The 16,943-nt window shown below is 63.1% G+C and carries 14 protein-coding genes; 2 read left to right on the top strand and 12 right to left on the bottom strand.

The genetic code is table 11. From position 1 onward, the window contains the following. From SSPSH_RS16730 to SSPSH_RS16720, 3 genes are all read right to left on the bottom strand, one after another. Positions 1-471 (bottom strand): amidase family protein (locus SSPSH_RS16730; RefSeq protein WP_021031913.1); only part of this gene is annotated, 471 nt, incomplete at its 3' end. Between the two features lie 43 nt (positions 472-514). Next, complete coding sequence (locus SSPSH_RS16725; protein ID WP_006915256.1) at positions 515-2,530, bottom strand: CocE/NonD family hydrolase; 2,016 nt, start codon at positions 2,528-2,530, stop codon at positions 515-517. Between the two features lie 28 nt (positions 2,531-2,558). Next, positions 2,559-3,863 carry an ATP-grasp domain-containing protein gene (locus SSPSH_RS16720; RefSeq protein ID WP_006915257.1) on the bottom strand — a complete coding sequence of 435 codons (1,305 nt, stop codon included), beginning with the start codon at positions 3,861-3,863 and terminating at the stop codon, positions 2,559-2,561. 277 nt (positions 3,864-4,140) lie between these two features. On the opposite strand from SSPSH_RS16720, the gene SSPSH_RS16715 reads away from it, so the two are divergent. Together SSPSH_RS16715 and nadE are read left to right on the top strand one after the other, a co-directional pair. After that, a complete protein-coding gene (locus SSPSH_RS16715; protein WP_006915258.1) occupies positions 4,141-4,653 on the top strand; it encodes a CinA family protein in 513 nt (170 codons plus the stop codon). Between the two features lie 23 nt (positions 4,654-4,676). After that, on the top strand, positions 4,677-5,507 hold the full coding sequence (nadE, locus tag SSPSH_RS16710; protein WP_006915259.1) for an ammonia-dependent NAD(+) synthetase: 831 nt from the start codon (positions 4,677-4,679) through the stop codon (positions 5,505-5,507). Positions 5,508-5,625: 118 nt separating this feature from the next. Here the strand turns inward: nadE and SSPSH_RS18165 are convergent, their stop codons facing one another. The 9 genes from SSPSH_RS18165 to pcaF all read right to left on the bottom strand — a co-directional run bounded on the left by SSPSH_RS18165 (position 5,626) and on the right by pcaF (position 16,771). Then, a complete protein-coding gene (locus SSPSH_RS18165; protein ID WP_006915260.1) occupies positions 5,626-9,132 on the bottom strand; it encodes a CheR family methyltransferase in 3,507 nt (1,168 codons plus the stop codon). After that, entirely contained in the window at positions 9,086-9,658 is a 573-nt protein-coding gene (locus SSPSH_RS16700) for a chemotaxis protein CheB (RefSeq protein ID WP_006915261.1), read from the bottom strand. The genes SSPSH_RS18165 and SSPSH_RS16700 overlap by 47 nt, the downstream gene beginning before the upstream one ends. 268 nt (positions 9,659-9,926) lie before the next feature. Beyond that, positions 9,927-10,328: a hypothetical protein gene (locus tag SSPSH_RS16695; protein ID WP_006915262.1), complete on the bottom strand. Its 402-nt coding sequence runs from the start codon at positions 10,326-10,328 to the stop codon at positions 9,927-9,929. Positions 10,329-10,654: 326 nt separating this feature from the next. Continuing rightward, the gene (locus tag SSPSH_RS16690) at positions 10,655-11,764 is read right to left on the bottom strand and encodes a 5-methyltetrahydropteroyltriglutamate--homocysteine S-methyltransferase (protein ID WP_006915263.1); all 1,110 of its coding nucleotides are present in this window, start codon (positions 11,762-11,764) and stop codon (positions 10,655-10,657) included. Positions 11,765-11,864: 100 nt separating this feature from the next. Further along, positions 11,865-12,518 (bottom strand): protocatechuate 3,4-dioxygenase subunit alpha, encoded by a 654-nt coding sequence (gene pcaG / locus SSPSH_RS16685; RefSeq protein ID WP_006915264.1) that lies wholly within the window; start codon positions 12,516-12,518, stop codon positions 11,865-11,867. Positions 12,519-12,521: 3 nt separating this feature from the next. After that, positions 12,522-13,259 (bottom strand): protocatechuate 3,4-dioxygenase subunit beta, encoded by a 738-nt coding sequence (gene pcaH / locus SSPSH_RS16680; RefSeq protein ID WP_006915265.1) that lies wholly within the window; start codon positions 13,257-13,259, stop codon positions 12,522-12,524. A 132-nt stretch (positions 13,260-13,391) separates the two neighbouring features. Then, positions 13,392-14,324 (bottom strand): LysR substrate-binding domain-containing protein, encoded by a 933-nt coding sequence (locus tag SSPSH_RS16675; protein ID WP_006915266.1) that lies wholly within the window; start codon positions 14,322-14,324, stop codon positions 13,392-13,394. A gap of 44 nt (positions 14,325-14,368) precedes the next feature. Further along, complete coding sequence (pcaDC, locus tag SSPSH_RS16670; protein ID WP_006915267.1) at positions 14,369-15,544, bottom strand: bifunctional 3-oxoadipate enol-lactonase/4-carboxymuconolactone decarboxylase PcaDC; 1,176 nt, start codon at positions 15,542-15,544, stop codon at positions 14,369-14,371. Positions 15,545-15,562: 18 nt separating this feature from the next. After that, the gene (gene pcaF / locus SSPSH_RS16665) at positions 15,563-16,771 is read right to left on the bottom strand and encodes a 3-oxoadipyl-CoA thiolase (protein WP_006915268.1); all 1,209 of its coding nucleotides are present in this window, start codon (positions 16,769-16,771) and stop codon (positions 15,563-15,565) included. Positions 16,772-16,943: the final 172 nt, after the last annotated feature.

Raw genomic sequence — 16,943 nt, 5'->3', positions numbered from 1 at the left:
GGAGCCGCCGCAGGTCATGGCCGTGTTCCAGGGGTTGCGGGTAACACCGGTCAGCGGCGAGTCGGTGACCGCCTTCCAGCCGAACTCCGGCGTGGTGGTCTTACCGGCAGGCACGAAACCATGGCGTCGACAGGCGGCCACCGTGGGCGCATCGAAGGTCTTGGCCTGCGAGTCGGTCAGCCTGGAGCCGTCGCGGGTGGGCCAACCGATCATGTCGAAGGCGTCCTTGACCGCGACCGGCAGACCGTCGATACGGCCCATGGGCTGGCCGCTACGGTAGCGCTCGTCGGCGGCCGCCGCGGCATCGCGGGTGGCGCGTTCGTCGATATGACAGAACGCGTTGAGCCGGGCATCGACCTGTTCGATACGGCGTAGCGCGCAGTCGGCCAGCGTTGTTGCCCGTAACTCACGCCTTGCGAGCCGGCCGAGCAGGTCGGTCGCGGTCAGCCCGATATACTCGTCGAGTTCCATAGCCTGATCTGTCCCTTGGCTCGCGGGCTACTTCGCGGGCCCCTCACACCCCGTTGCGGGCGATACGGCGGTTCCAGTTGTTGGAATACACGCGCCGGCCGTTCTCGTAGGCGTCGAGCTCGGCGTGGACGTGGAAATCCTCGCTGTCCGAGGTGAGCACGGTGCGGGTACGCGTGTAGATCGACCAGCCTTCGCGTTCGAGCGTGCGATGGGCCACGACTTCCGCGCTGGGCGAGTCGAAATCGCCGGTGCGAAAACTGTAGTACTCGCGCGTATCGTCGGCGACGGTCAGATCCGCGTCGGCGATGTGATAGCGACCGCCGTCCTTGATGACCTCCAGCGTCGACTCGTTGCTGTCGAGATCGCGATGCACCAGCCAGCGCTGCTGGCCCTGGGTGAGCTGTTCGACGTGGAGCCCGGGTACGTCACGCGGCGCGTCGAAAGCGATTGCGGCGTCGCTTGGCTGGCGTTCACGTTCGGGCAGGCGCAGGCGCGAGTTCTCGGTATGAATCGTCAGCCGGGTGGACTGCGCCGGCGGCCAGGCGAGGGGATAGTAGGAACAGGACACGCTCAGGCGCAGGCAGTGGCCGGCCGCGATGATCTGGCCCAGCTCGTTGCACTGAACGGATACGCGGTAGCGTTTGCCCGGCTCGAGCTCCTCGACCCGGTCATGGCCGTTGCGATGGGTGAGGTTGAGCAGCCCGTAGGTGCAGCGGGTGGCGCTCCCGTCCGGGGCGACGTCCGACAGACGCACCGCGACCATGCCGGTCGGCTGATTGCAGGACAGCTCCAGTTCGACCACCGGCGCGCCGAGCATTTCGAAGTCGTTGTCGAATGCGGCGGTATCGAACACCAGCGCACCGCCGTCTTCCTCGCGCTGGTCGTGCGGCAGATCGGGGCCGGCCGCATAGGAACACCACTTGCCGGCGAATAGCCCCACGCTCAGGGGCGATTCCACATCCTGATGCCCCGGCTCGGGATCATCGAAGTTTTCGGTCAGCAGATCGGGTTCGAGCTGGTAGACGCGTTCGTCGCGCTGCGGGGGCCACTGGCTTTCGCCGGCCCAGTAGCCGGGGCGGTAGCTGTAGCTGCCCGACGGCGGGATGCTTTCCTGCATCCAGGCCCGCAGCGCCGGCTGGTTTTCCACGCCGTTATCGACGTTCTTGATCCAGCGATCGCACCAGCGCAGCACCTCGCCCTGGAAATCGATGGCCGGGCCGGGCACGCCCTGGTGCGGATACTTGTGGCTCCAGGGGCCGACCAGCCCCTGGGTCGGCACGTCCAGCTTGTCCAGCAGGCGGAATACGGAGTTGGTGTAACCGTCCGCCCAGCCGCTCACGGCCAGCACCGGGCACTGCACCGAGGAAAAATCCTCGCAGATCGAGCCGTGCCGCCAGAAGTCGTCACGCGTCTGGTGTGACAGCCATTTTTCCAGCCACAGGCCACTGCCTTCCAGGCGCTGGAACCACAGGTCGCGCCACTGCTCGCCGACCAGCTGGGGGTCCGGTGGCAGGGAATTGAAAGCGAACATTACCGACGCCCAAGACAGATTGTCGCCGAGCAGACAGCCGCCCATGTAATGGACGTCGTCGGCATAGCGATCATCGGTCGAGCACACGCTGATGACGGCTTTCAACGCCTCGGGCTGGCGGGCGGCGACCTGCAGGCCGTTGAAGCCACCCCAGGAGATACCGATCATCGCGACGCTGCCGTCGCACCAGGGCTGCTTTGCCAGCCATTCGATGATCTCCACGCCGTCCTGGAGTTCGAGCTCGAGATATTCGTCCTCGAGCACGCCTTCCGAGTCGCCGCTGCCGCGCAGATCCACGCGTACGCCGGCATAGCCGTTGTCGGCGAATACCGGGTGCATGGTTTCGTCGCGCGAACGGGTGAAGTCGCGCTTGCGGTAGGGAATGTACTCGAGGATCGCCGGCACCGGTTGGCTGTCGGCATCGTCGGGTAGCCAGATACGCGCTGCCAAACGGGTGCCGTCGCTCATCGGGATGGTGGTGTGCTCGATGACGCGGTGATTGGCCTCGTGTGCCGGTAGATCGCTCATGAAGTTCGCTTGTTCGACGTCGTGAATGTCAGTCGTAGTTGGTCTCGACCTTACGCGAGAACCGATACCCAAGGATATGCATGGCCTCGTGGAAATACCTGTTCAAGTCGTCGTAGTTGTCCGCGCCCAGGAACAGGTCGCCCAGCTCGAAGCTGTAGCTGTCCTGGTTGGGCAGATCCTCGAGCTGCATGCCTTCGCTGACATGGCTTTTGAACATGGCATGTGGAAAGCGCTCGCGCAGACGCTCGATATCCTTCTGCCCCGGTACGCGGGTCACGCGCGCGCTGTCGTAGACACGCGGCATGAACTTGGCCGAATAGTTGTACGGGCCGCCGCCGTTGGGGAAGTTGGGCTGCTTGCCCATGGCCACGTCGATGGCGACCTCGTGGTGCGATGCGCCCTCGACGAGATAGAACAGCGGCGAGTGCGACTTCGAGATGCGCGCATTGACCTCAAGCAGCTTCAGGTCGTCGCGCTCTTCGTCCCAGAGGAACTCGATATTGAACGGCGTGTTGTCCAGCCCGATATGGGTGGCCAGCTCGCAGGACTTCTGGCGCATGTGATCGAGCACGTCATCCGGCAGATTCGACGGATACACATAGCCCGTGAAACTCGAACCACCCGGTGCACGCAGCGAATCGATCACGCCGTACACATGGGCTTCGCCGTTCTGGACATAGCCTTCGACGGTGCAGCCACGGCCGGCGATGATGCCTTCGGCCACGCAATAGCGCCCGCGCAACAGCGCACGCTGGTCGCCGAGTGTGGCGCGCTGGCTGAAGGCTTCGAATGGCTCGGCGAACTTGCCGATGCCGTTGCGGATTTCGCGCAGCGCATGGCGCAGATCCTCTCGGCCGTCAACACGAAAGCCCAGCGTGCTGGAAAACGCGACCACCGGCTTGAGCCAGAACGGATAGGGCAGGGGCGGATCGTCGAGCAGCGCATCGTCCTCGGGATCGACCAGGGCGAAGGGCGGCGTGAGCTCGGGCGCGACTTCCGACGTGGCCAGGCGCGTGCCGTACTTGTTCTCGCACATCAGCGCGGCCTTGAGCGAGGGTGTGGCATGCCCCGCCCGATCGCGAAGGATCGGCAGCAGGCTGGTGGTGGGGAAATCCCAGTGGCCGACGATCGCCTGCAATCCGCCGGGCACCTCGTCCATGCCGTACTGGGCGTCGTGAATGAAGTCCTCGACCGGATATTTTTCCGGGTTCACGATCTGGTCGTAGTCGATCAGGCCGGAAAAGTTGTAGCGCTCGGCGTCGCGCACCGTGCGCAACATCTCGAGGTTGAAGTCATCCAGACCGATGACGGCGATGTTCTGCTGCTCGTCCATGGGCAAAGCCCTTTGCTAGTCGAATCTATCTGCAGACGTGCGAAAGCGCTCGACGGGCAAGCCGGCCGAGCGGTACGCCTGCATGTGAAGTTCACAAGAGGGCCGGCACACTAGAGATGGCATTTGGACGGATAAATCCGTAATTTCCCCCGCATTTGAGCAAACCCGTGGTGAGCCGCGCAGAACATGGGCACAAACACGGACAGACGCCGACACGTCTGAATGGCTAGCGTAGCGCTATATGTGGATAACGCGACCCGGCGAAGGAGCCGAGACAATGGACCGTATCGAAGACATCGCGAATTTTCTGCTGCGCAACGAAATCAAGCTCGCGACGGCCGAATCCTGTACGGCAGGGTTGATCGTCTCCGAGCTCGCCCGCGTGCCCGGCAGCGGCGCGGCAATTGATTGCGGTCTGGCGGTGTACTCGCCGCAGGCGAAAAATCGCTTTCTGAACGTGGCCTACGAACTCATCGACGAGCACGGGCTGACCAGTGAAGCGGTCGCCGACGCGATGGTGCTCGGCGCGATCGAGAACAACGATGCCAACGCCGCCATCGCCAACACCGGCATCGCCGGCCCGGCCGCCGGCCCGAATGGACTGGAACCCGGAACGGTGTGTCTGGCCTGGGCGGTTCGCCGTGGCGATCGAATTCATCGGTTCACCGAGACGCGCTATTTCGAGGGCGAGCGCAACGAGGTACGCCACGGCGCGGCCCATTACGGGCTGCAGCGGCTGGTTTTCTATTTCGACGAAGTCTTTTCCGGCCACAACCCCACGGCCGCGTAACCCGACAAACCAAGGAACGATTCATGACAGAGCAAACCCGCAGTACCCAGCGCGACATCATCGAGGCCCTGGCGGTCTCGCCGAATATCGATGCCGATCACGAAATCGAACGTCGTGTCGGTTTTCTGGCCGATTACCTGCGCGACGGCGGTTTGAAAGCCCTGGTACTGGGCATCAGCGGCGGGGTGGATTCCACGATCGGGGGCCGGCTTTGCCAGCTCGCCGTGGAGCGTGTTCGCGACAACGGCGGGGACGCGCGTTTCTATGCGGTGCGCCTGCCGCACGGTGAACAGCACGACGCCGACGATGCCCGTACCGCGCTCGATTTCATCCAGCCCGATGAACTGCTCGATGTGAATATCGAGGCGCCCACGAGCGGCATGCAGCAGGCGCTCGAGAACAGCAATCTGAGCTTCGACGACGCCGAACAGGAGGATTTCATCCTCGGCAACGTCAAGGCGCGCCAGCGCATGGTGGTTCAATACGCCATCGCCAGCCGCCACAGCGGGTTGGTGGTCGGCACCGATCAGGCGGCAGAAGCCGTGATGGGTTTTTTCACCAAGTTCGGTGACGGCGCGGCCGACGTCACGCCGTTGTTCGGCCTGACCAAGGGCCAGGTTCGCGCCCTTGGCGAAAAACTCGGCGCGCCCGACGCGCTGGTGAACAAGCAGCCCACGGCGGATCTCGAATCACTCAAGCCACAGCGGCCCGACGAGGAAGTGTTCGGGGTGAGCTACGACGAGATCGATACCTTCCTGGAAGGCGGAGAGGTCAGCGATCACGCGCGCGAAACCATCATCGACGCCTATGAGGCGACGGCACACAAACGTGCGCTACCGGCGGCACCCGCCTAGATCTCTACGGCCCGAGCCGCGCGGAGGCCGGGCCCAGCCCGGCCTTTCGTGGCAATACCCTGGCCGTGGACGCCGCGCTTCTCGGCGGCCGGTTTCCGGCCAACGATTGGCGGCCCGGTTACGGCAGCTCGCCATCCGAAGGCCCGGATTCGCGTATGGGCAGGCGCACGAAAAATGCTGCGCCAGCGTCCAGGGCGGACTCCGCCCACATCTGGCCACCGTGCGACTCAACGATCGTCTTGCTCAACGACAGGCCCAGGCCCGTACCCTCCAGCTTGGAGGTATAGAACGCATCGAAAATCCGGCCCAGCTTATCGCCGGGAATGCCTTCGCCGCTGTCGCTGACACACAGTTCCACGGTTTGGTTATCCACCGGACGTGTCTGCACGCGCACTGTGCGCTGCCCCCGCTGTATATCCTGGACGGCGTGGATCGCGTTAATCAGTAGATTCACGATCACCTGTTCGATCTGGATGCCCTGGCAGTACAGCGGCGGGAGCGGGGAATGCAGTTCCAGCTGCGTTTCGACCTGGCGATCCCCGGCCAGCCCGTCGACGAGCGCCAGCGCCCGATGCACGAGATCGTTGAGATCCTCGTCGTCCTGCTCGCCGCCGCGTTCGCGCACGAAATCGCGTGTCGCGGAAACCATATCCGCGGCATGTTGCACCTGCTCGGCGATCTTGCCGGTCAGTGCCGTGGTCTGTTCGGCGTCGCGACCGGCATGAATCATGCGCTTGAGCGTGCCGGCGTAGGTATTGATCGCGCTCAGCGGCTGCTTGAGGTCGTGCGACAGCGAGCGGGTCATCTCGCCGACCGTGGCCAGGCGCTGCAGATGCACCAGACCCTTGCGCTGGTCGATACGGTCGTCATCGCGGCGCCCGCGCCGATCGGTTTCGCCGACGATGATGTAGAAGCCGGTCGTATGGTCGTCCATGCGGTGCGGTATATGGCTGACCGTGAGCGCCAGGGGCGCCTTATCGCCGTTGGTGAAAGACACGTGACAGGTCGCGCTATCGCCCCGGCGTACGGCCTCGAGACAGGCCACGAACTGATGCGCGCTGTCGTCGCCGAACACCTGTTCCAGCGGCCGGCCGCGGACATCCTCCGCGCGTACGCCCAGGCGTTGTGCAAACGCCTTGTTGACGAATTCAAAGACGCCCTCGCGGTCGAGATAACCCACCATATCGCAGACGTTGTCCGCCAGCAGTTCAAGACGGGCCCGCGCCTGTAGCGCCTGACGGTCGACGAGCTTGTGTTCGGTGATATCCCGGTCGATACCGATCCACCGCGCGGCGCCGGTCTCGGTGTCTTCCACGAGCTGGCCATGACTGGCAAACCAGCGAATACGCCCGTCGCGATGCCGCGCACGGTAATGAACGCCGGCGCTCGCCGCCTCGCGCCGTGCGCCCAGATCGCGGAAAACATCGCGGTCGGCGTCGAGAATGCGTTCTTCCCAGGCACGCAGAGAATTCGGGAACTGGTCGTTCTCGAAACCCAGCAAGTGCTTCAGGCGGCTGGATAGATAGACGTGATCCGGCAGATCGTCGGGGCGCGCCGGGTCGATCTGCATATCCCACATGCCGCCGTCGATCGCGCCCATCGCGAGGTCCAGCCGGTGTTCGCTTTCCTCGGAACCCAGCGATGCGCGTTTGAGGTCGCTGATGTCGGCGAACGTCATCACGATGCCGTCGATGGCGTTGTCCTGTATGCGATAAGGCAGTGTGCGTCGCAAGTACCAGCGCCCGTTGCCGGCCTTGATCTCTTTTTCACGCGTGACCAGATCCGCCATCGTGTGATCGGCGTCGGTTTCGAGGTCCGGGTCGTCGAACTTGAGCGAGATGTCGCTGAGTGGCCGGCCGATATCCGAAGCGATCAGGTTGAGCAACTCCTTGATCGCGGGTGTGAAACGCTTGATGCACAGCGCTCGGTCAAGAAAAAGCGTGGCGATATCGGTGCCCGAAAACAGATTCTGAAGATCGTTGTGTGCGGTTTCGAGTTCGCCGACCTTGTTTTCGAGTTCGGTGTTGACGGTGGTGAGTTCTTCGTTGACCGACTGCAGTTCCTCCTTCGAGGTTTCCAGTTCCTCGTTGGTCGACTGCAGCTCCTCGTTCATCGACAGGATTTCTTCGTTCGACGCCTTGAAGTCTTCATTGGAAGCTTCCAGGGCCTGGATCGTCGTGTGCAGTTCGCGACGCGTGGATTCCAGCTCGTCGGCCAGCTGGCGTTCCGTGTCGGTGCTGGCCTGGGGCTGTGTGGTTCGTCCGACGTGCGGCAGGCTTTCGAAGGTCACGAACACCAGCCCGCGCACGGCCTCCGGGAACTGCAACGGCCGTGCGGTCAGCTGAATCCGCTGTGGATCTTCGTCGTGGGGCGTGGTCACCACGGCTTGTTGTTCGCTATCGCGCAGGGCTCGATGGATGATCGCGCGCAGATGGCTGCGATACGTGGCGTGCACCATCTCCATGAGTGACAGCGACGATGCACCCATCGGCAGCGCGAGGAATCTGTGGACCGGGCCGTAGCTGCACAGGATTTCGAACTTGCGATTGACCAGAACCGCAGGCGGCACGAAATCGCGCAGCAGCAGATCGCGCGTGACTTGCACGATATCGCTGCCGGTCGTCGTGGCGTGGGCGTGGGTCGTCGGGTCGCGCGTATCCCGAGCCCCGGCCTGGCCGGCGAACGGCAGGCCGCGATGCATCGGGCGTTCGCTGCCGATACGTTGGAAAAGCCGGTGCGATTTGTTGATGGGCTCGAACAGATCTATCTGGCCGCTGAGCGTTTCGGACGAGCCCAGCAGCAGCAGACCGCGCGCGTTAAGCGCAAAATGGAATGTTGCGATTGCTTTCTTCTGTATCTCGGGCTTGAGATACATCAACAGATTGCGGCAGCTGATCAGATCGAGGCGCGAATACGGCGGGTCTTCGATGACGTTCTGTGCGGCAAATACCACGCGACGTAGCCTGCGTTTGACGCGGTAATGATCGTCGGGCTTGTCGAAATAGGCGCGTAGACGCGACGGACTGACATCGGCCGCGATCGATTCCGGGTAGAAACCGGCGCGGGCGACCTTGAGCGCGCGTTGGTCGACATCGCTGGCGAACACGATAAAACGGTAGTCGCGCCCGGTGCGATGGATCGCTTCGTCGAGTGCCATGGCAATCGAATAGGCTTCTTCGCCGGTCGCGCAGCCCGGCACCCATACCCGTATCGAATCTTCCGTATCGCGTTTCTCCAGCAGCGTGGGTAGGGCCGTGTCATAGAGTGCGGCGTAGGCTTCGCTGTCGCGAAAGAATCGGTCACGCAGATCAAAAAAATCCTGCGAAAGATTCTCGCGCTCGGCGCCGTCTTGCTGCAGGAGCTGGCGATAAGCGTCGGGCTCGCCCGTGCCGATCAGGCCCATGCGTCGCTGGATGCGACGCTTGAGCATGTTCGGTTTGTATGCCGAGAAATCACGCTTTTTATCGTACTGGCGCAGAATGCCCAAGACGTCGTGAAGGAAATCGTTGTCGTTCTCATCTTCATCTTCGACATGCTGGTCTTTTTCGCCGATCGGATGCGGCGTTGCCAGGTTGTGTTCAAGATGGTTGCACAGCGGCTCGGCAAGCGCCTTGGTTTCGCACATAGTCGGGCGTTGCGCCAGCGATCGCTGCGCGGGGCGTGCTTGGATGTTCGGCGGTATCGGGGTCTTGCACCATGCTCAGCCCGCCGTGCAGCTTGATTGCCTTCAGGCCCAGCGCGCCGTCGTTGCCGCTACCGGAAAGAATGATGCCGATAGCCTTTTCGGTTCGTTCCTCGGCGAGTGCGCGCATGAAACTGTCGATGACCGTGGGCGTGGTCTCTTCTTTTTTGGGCAGCAGCTGCAAACGCCCGTTTTTGATGCCTAGCGCGCAGTTCTCTGGCATGACATGTACGCGGTCGGGCTCGAGCGCCATGTCGTGCTCGATAACGATCACCGGAAGCGTGGTCGTACGCGAGAGTAATTCGGGCAACTGGGATTTGCGGGCAGCCGATAGGTGTTGCATTACAACGAAAGCCGCGCCCGTGTTGTCGGGCAGCAAGCCGAGCAGGGTGCTGATTTGTTCTAGCCCGCCGGCGGAAGCGCCAATAGCCACGACAGGGCTGCGGGTGTTCGCTTCGTGTTCGGACATCAATAACCGCTCGCAGGCCGTACAGGGCCTGTTCAGTATGGCATTACCGGAATAAACATGCCGGAAGTACCGGATATGCAAGTGGCTACGGGCGCTTTAAAAGCGCCTGGTGCGGAGTACGGTACGCCCTTACTTGAGCTCTGCAATCGCTGCGCACGGCCGCGACGTGAACACCGATCACGTATTCGGCCTGCGAGACTACCGCATACGGCGATGGTGTTGGCTGTCGGGGGCAGCCGACAGATATTGGGCGGGTCGGCGAACTGGCTTAGGCCAGCTCGGCGCTTACACCGCGCGTCAGCATGTTTTCATCAGGTGTTGCATATGTTTGCTGTGCCGCGGGCCCCGCGCCGAACACGGATGGCATGTGACGACCGCCGCCGATCAACAGGAGAGGGTGCGTCGGTGACGTACAGGGCTCGGCATGAAACCGGTGGGCGAGCGCACGGGCCGCGGGCATTGCGCCCGGGCTGAGATAAAGATCCGCGCCACCGTCACGGCGGGAGGCCATGTACAAGTGCATATGTTCTGGCTCGCCGGCATCGAGGTATGCGCTATCGAAGGCAAGCAACAGGCGCTTGGCGAAGTGGCGCTCGATATCGCGTGTATCCAGACGCACGCGATACCAGTCGAGCGGGCGGTCGTCGTTCTTACGCGCAATAGACGACATGAGGATTCCGGTTGGCGCTTGAAACCCCTTGATCACAACGCAGTTGCCAGGCTTCGCCTATAGGGGATTACACCAGGCCCGGCCTGGGGCGCGCGATTAATAAGGCGTTGTGGCCAATCGGCACGCCGCGTGACCACCGGACACAGTCTCTCTGACAAACGCGTATTGATAGGTAACGGATCGCGCGTTTCTTAGCGGACTTTACCGAGCAAATCGGCGCGGTGTGAATCCGTCGCGAGGCCGCTGGTGCGCGAGGGGCGCAAGCCAGCGGCCTTGGCTCTGTGATGATCACTACGGTGCCGGTTCAGTGCGCTGAAACGTCGGCGCTATTTCCAGACCTGTTCGGCCGTTTCGACCACGCGTTCGAGCTTGGCCCACTGCACGTCTTCCGTGATCTCGTTGCCCTCAGCCGTGCTGGAGAAGCCGCACTGCGGGCTCAGGCATAGCTGTTCGAGCGGCACATACTGCGCGGCCTCGTCGATACGCTTGGCCAGTTCGTCGCGTGTTTCCAGCGCTTCGAGCTTGGATGACACGAGGCCGAGCACCACGTCCTTGCCCTTGGGTACGAAACGCAGCGGTGCGAAATCGCCCGAGCGTTCGTCATCGTATTCCAGAAAATAGGCGTCGACGTTGAGCTCGTTGAACAGCACATCGGCGACCGGCTCATAGCTGCCCTGGGCAAACCAGGTGCTGCGATAGTTGCCGCGGCACAGATGAACGCCCACGGTCAGATCGTCCGGCTTGCCTTCGAGTGCGGCGTTGATGAGTTCGGCATAGCGATGCGGTAGCTCGTTGGGGTCGTCGCCGCGCTCGGCGGCGGCTGCACGCATGTCGGGGTCGCACAGATAGGCCAGATTGGTGTCGTCGAGCTGGATATAGCGACAGCCCGCGCCGTGGAGGGCGGCGATCTCGTCGCGATAGCATTGGGCGAGGTCTTCGAAGAAAGCATCGAGTTCGGGATACGCCTCGATATCGATCGCCGCGCGTCCACCACGAAAATGCACCATCGTGGGTGATGGAATCGACACTTTGGGCATCGCCCGGCTTTGGGCGGCCAGATATTCATAGTCGGTAACCTGGATATTGCGCGCGTGGGCGAGCTTGCCGGTCACGCTCAGTTTGGGCGGCGTGAAGCCGTCGTCCGACGACTTGGCGTTGGCATTGGCGCTGATGTCGCCGGTCACGCTCACGCCGTCGAGCTGCTGGAGGAAATCCAGATGGAAATAGGCGCGTCGGAATTCACCATCGGTGACGCAGGGCAGGCCGACATTTTCCTGTTTCTTGACGACGTCGGTAATGGCCTCGTCTTCTACGGCGCGCAGCGCGTCGGCGTCGATGCCGCCGCGTGCGTGCTCGGCGCGTGCCCGCATGAGGTTGGCCGGGCGCAGCAGGCTGCCGACATGGTCACAGCGAAAGGGCGGTCGAGTACGTTGCATGGAAACTCCTTATCGCTTGGGTTTCGAATCAGCGTGATTGTTCGGCGTCGGACATACAAGTCGAATGATGGCCGATACGCCGTTGTTCGTCCGATGGGTTTTAGAAATCGAAAAACACGGTTTCCCGTGGCCCTTGCAAACGGATCACGAAGCGATAGCGCGGCTTGGCGCCGTCTTGCTCGCGGTGGGCGATCAACGTGTCGCGCCGGCTGGGTGGCACGGCGTCGAACAACGGGCAAGCCATGTTCGCCTCGTGTTCATCGTCGAAATATAGCCGTGTATGCAAATGGATATTGATGCCGCGCGCGAACAGCATGAGATTGATATGCGGTGCCATTGGCTGGCCGTTCGGATGTGCGACGCGGCCGGGTTTGATCGTGTGCAACGACCAAACGCCGGCATCGTTAGCGCCGGGCGCAGTGCGGCCGAAACCGCGAAAGGCTCGGTCGGCGCGGTAGTCGGTCTGATAGACGCCGTGGGCATCGGCCTGCCAGGCCTCGACGAGGATATCGTCTACCGTATCGCCGTTGCCGTCGATCACGGTACCGACGATTTCGATGGGTTCGCCCTCGCCCTCGCCCTCGCCCTCGCCCTCGGCCTCGGCCTCGGCGCTCGCGATATTCGAGCCGATTTCCTGCTCGCGCGGCGTCAGACCGGCCACGTCCAGCGCCAAACCGATATGCACGAACGGGCCCGCCGTCTGCGACGGGGTTTCCGGGTACAGGCCTTGGCTGTTGCGGGTCGGTAGCGGCATGAGTCAGCTCTGGTTCTCGAAGTAGGTCTGCAGCGCCCCGCGGGTAACGATATCGAAGCGATAGGCGAGGCAGTCCATGGGTCGCGCGGCCGCCATGTCGAGACGGGCCGTGAGCGTATCGACGGCATCCGGATCGTCCAGGGTATGCACGATCGGACACAGCGGGATCAGCGGGTCACCCTCGAAATAGAGTTGTGTAACCAGACGGGTGCTGATCGACGGCCCCATGACCGATACATGAATATGCGCCGGGCGCCAGGAGTTCACATCGTTCGGCCAGGGGTAGGGGCCGGGCTTGATGGTACGAAACCGATACCAGCCGTCGGCGTCGGTGATCGTTCGGCCCACGCCGCCGAAGTTGGGATCGAGCGGGGCCCTGTATGCGTCTTTCTTGTGGCGGTACCGACCGCCCGCGTTGGCCTGCCAGATTTCCACCAGTGTGCCTGCCACCGGCTTGTTGTACTGATCGACTACGCGGCCGTAAACGATGAGGCGCTCGCCGATCGGCAGCCCGTCCTGCTCGGTACCGGGACGGAAGTTCAGCAACAGATCGTTGTCGTACAGGCCGAGGGCGAAATGATCGAAATCGGGGCCGGTCAGTTCGGACGCGGTCGGCGTCTGCAGGCTCACCAGCGCCTGCTGCGGTGAACGGGCGACCGACGTCTTGTAAGCCGGCGCGTAGGGGCGCGGGTGCCAGCTGCGGTCACGCATGACGAAAGCCGTGCGATCGTTCTGCGCCATGGATGCTCCCGGTTGTCGACTACGTTGCGTGCGCGCCAGGCGCGGCCATACAGGGTATTCCGATAGCGGCAATTGTGGCGAATCGAGCCCGCCGGCCAAGTGAATATCGTGCAACCATGCATAACCCAGCGGTTATTGCTGGGCTGCCGCCTCCTGATAGTGGCTTGCTGTCTTGCGTAAACACGCACAGAAGAACTGCACGGCGCGCGGCGACGGTTGGCTGGTATTGACGGCAAAACCAACCGATCCACCGCGCATTTCGATCGGCTCGGGCAGAGGCGTCATGGTGCCGGCCGCTATGGCCTCGCGGGCGGTATCTCTCGGTGTCACCCAGATGGCGTCCGACATGAGTACATAGCGTGTACTCAACGGCAGTGACAGCGTTTCGATAGCCAGGTGGACCGGTGTTGCAGCCTGCTCGACCCAGAAGCGCTCAAGCTGTTCGCGCAATGTCGTGCCCCGCGGCGGAACGACCCAGGGGTAGCGCATGAGCGCGGCGGTGTCGGGTGTGGGTCCGTGTTCGAGCAGTGGATGATCGTGCCGCACGACTGCAATCAGCGGCTCGTGGTAGAGATGCTCGAACTGCAGGTCGCGAATCTCTTCGGCTTCACTCAGACGTCCGAGCACGAGGTCGAGCTCGCCCAGACGCAGCCGGGCCAGCAGGCCTGCACTCGTCCCGGTGTCCACTTCCATACGCAAGTGCGGATGCCGGCCGTGCAGCGCATGCAATACTTCGGGCAACAGACCGCCTTCGACGTTCGACAGGGCGCCCAGGCGTACGACGGTTTCGGCGTTGTCCTGGCGGATGGCGTCGATACCTTCCTGTAGCGAGCGCAGCGCTGGGGCGGCATGGCGCAGCAGCGTTCTTCCGGCCGGTGTGAGTCGAACGCCACGGGGCAGACGTTCAAACAGCTTCACGCCGAGGCTGTCTTCGAGTTCGCGAATGGTCTTCGAGATACCGGGCTGCGTGATCGACAGCGCCTCGGCGGCGGCCTTGATTCGCCCCAGCCGGGCGACTTCCTGAAAAGCCACCAGATGACGCAGCTTGATCGGCGAATGAATCATGACAGGCCCACCCCTCGATCGGTGGTTATCGATACACGATACGCTTACCGCGTGTCGGGAACGCCCCAGCCTTGTTCCTTGGCAAGCCGGAACGCGTGGTGGGCTGCCGGTACGCCCGCATAAATAGCGACATGCATGAGTGCCTGCCGCAGTTCGGCTTCGTCCACGCCAAGGTGTTTCGCAGTCTTGAGATGCAGCCTGAGTTCGCTGTCGCGCCCGAGTGCAGCGAGTACAGCGATGGTGATCAGGCTGCGCTGGATCCGGGGCAGGTCGGCGTTGTTCCAGAGTTCGCCCCAGGCATAACGGGTGATCAGATCCTGAAACGGGGCGTCCAGCGAGGTGGCAGAGGCCGTGGCCCGGTCAACGTGTTCGCGACCCAGGACGGACTGGCGTGTGTTCAGGCCTTCGGCATAGGTGCAAGGCTGCGTGGCGCCGTCGCCCGCGGCGCAGGCGTGAAGCAGACAGTGCGTCAATGCCTCGGCGTCTTCGACCGGCGGTACGTGGGCGATATTGTCGATTGTCGCCAGCGGCGCGCCGCCCAGTTCGTCGGCCAGCGCTGCAAGCGCCGTAACGGGTGTGGCGGGATCATCGGCGCCGGCGATGAGCTGGACCGGGCGTTCGATGCCACCCAGCTTGCCGCGAAAATCCGTGTTGGCGAGCAGTTCGCACAGCCGAGCATAGCTTTCATCGTCGGTCCGCGCGAGCTGATGCGTCCAGCCGGCGACCGCCGCCGGCTGGTTCTGTTTGTACGTTGCCGCGAACCAACGTTGCGAAAGCTCGGGCGCGATCTGTGCGAGGCCTTCGCTGCGAACCCGCGCGGCCCGTGCATGCCAGGCCTCAGCCGTGCCGATGACCGCGCCGGTGTTGGTCAGAACCACGTGATCGAGCAGCTCGGGTGCATCGAGCAGCAACGCTTGTCCGATCACGCCGCCGATCGATGTGCCCACGAACGTACAGCGCGAGATATCGAGGGCGGCAAGCAATGCTTGTCCATCTGCTGCCAGATCGTGGGCGGTGACAGCGTTGTCGAGCGGCGCGCTGGCGCCGTGGCCGGGTAAATCCCAGCAGACACAGCGGTAGCGCCCACGCAGCTTTGCGATCACATCGGCCCATACCTGACGCGACATGCCCAGTGGATGGGCGAACAGCATTACGGGCAGGGCGGTTTCGCCGCTATCGTCGTAGCCGATGATACGGCCGTTGCACTCGACAAACGCCATGGTTCGCCTCCGGTTGGATCAGACGCGTTCGATCACGGTCGCGATTCCCTGGCCGACACCAATACACATCGTGCACAGCGCATAGCGGGCATCGGTGCGCGCCATCTCATGCAGCGCGGCACTCACGATCCGCACGCCTGACATGCCCAGCGGATGGCCCAGCGCGATCGCGCCGCCGTTGGGGTTCACATGTGGTGCATCGTCGGCCACGCCGAGTTCGCGCAGGCAGGCCAGCGACTGGCTGGCAAACGCTTCGTTGAGTTCGATGATATCCATCTGCTCGATGGTCAGGCCGAGACGATCCAGTAGCTTGCGGGAGGCATACACCGGGCCCATGCCCATGATGCGCGGCTCCACGCCGGCGGTCGCCATACCGAGAATACGTGCCTTGGGCTGCAGATCGAACTGCTTGATCGCGTCATCGCCGGCCACCAGCAGAGCACCGGCGCCGTCGTTCACGCCCGAGGCGTTGCCGGCGGTCACGGTGCCATTGCTGCGAAACGGCGTTGGCAGCTTGGCGAGTTTTTCCAGCGTGGTGCTCGCACGCGGGTGTTCGTCGGTATCGAACACGATCGGATCGGCCTTGCGCTGCGGGATCTCGATCGGCGTGATTTCTTCGGCGAGGCGACCGGCTTGGCGCGCGGCTTCGGCCTTCTGCTGCGAGCGTAGGGCGAAGGCGTCCTGATCCTCGCGCGAGACGTTGTACTGTTCGGAGACGTTTTCGCCGGTTTCCGGCATGGAATCGATGCCGTACCACTCTTTCATCAGCGGGTTAACGAAACGCCAGCCGATGGTGGTGTCTTCCAGAATCTGCTGGCGGCTGTAGGCGGACTCGGCCTTCGCCAGCACGTACGGCGCACGCGACATGGATTCCACGCCGCCGGCGAGCATCAGCTTCGTTTCACCGGAACGGATTGCGCGGGCGGCGGTGCCGATCGCATCCATGCTCGAACCGCACAGACGATTGATGGTCGAGCCCGGTACGGTCGTAGGCAGACCGGCGAGCAATGCGCTCATGCGTGCGACGTTGCGGTTGTCTTCGCCGGCCTGGTTGGCACAGCCCATGAGCACGTCGTCTATCGCTTGCGGGTCGAGGTTCGGCGCCTGGGCGATTACGGCCTTGATGATATGCGCGAGCATATCGTCCGGGCGGACGCTGGCCAGCGTGCCGCCGAAACGGCCAACGGCGGTCCGGGCGGGATGACAAAGATAGACATCGTTGGACATGTTCAGGTCTCGTTGTGATGTTGTTTGAATGAACGCTGACAGCTCGCGGCACACATCGGAACCGGGTGGCCGGTCATACGAACCTGCCGGGCCGACCGCGACAAACAGGCTCAGCCGGTTGGTCGCGGGCGCCGCGCAAGCGCATGCGTTTTCGTCGCGCTATTGTTCATGA

This window comes from Salinisphaera shabanensis E1L3A, from assembly GCF_000215955.2.
Classification (GTDB): domain Bacteria; phylum Pseudomonadota; class Gammaproteobacteria; order Nevskiales; family Salinisphaeraceae; genus Salinisphaera; species Salinisphaera shabanensis.
This window is presented reverse-complemented; position numbering and strand designations above follow the sequence as displayed.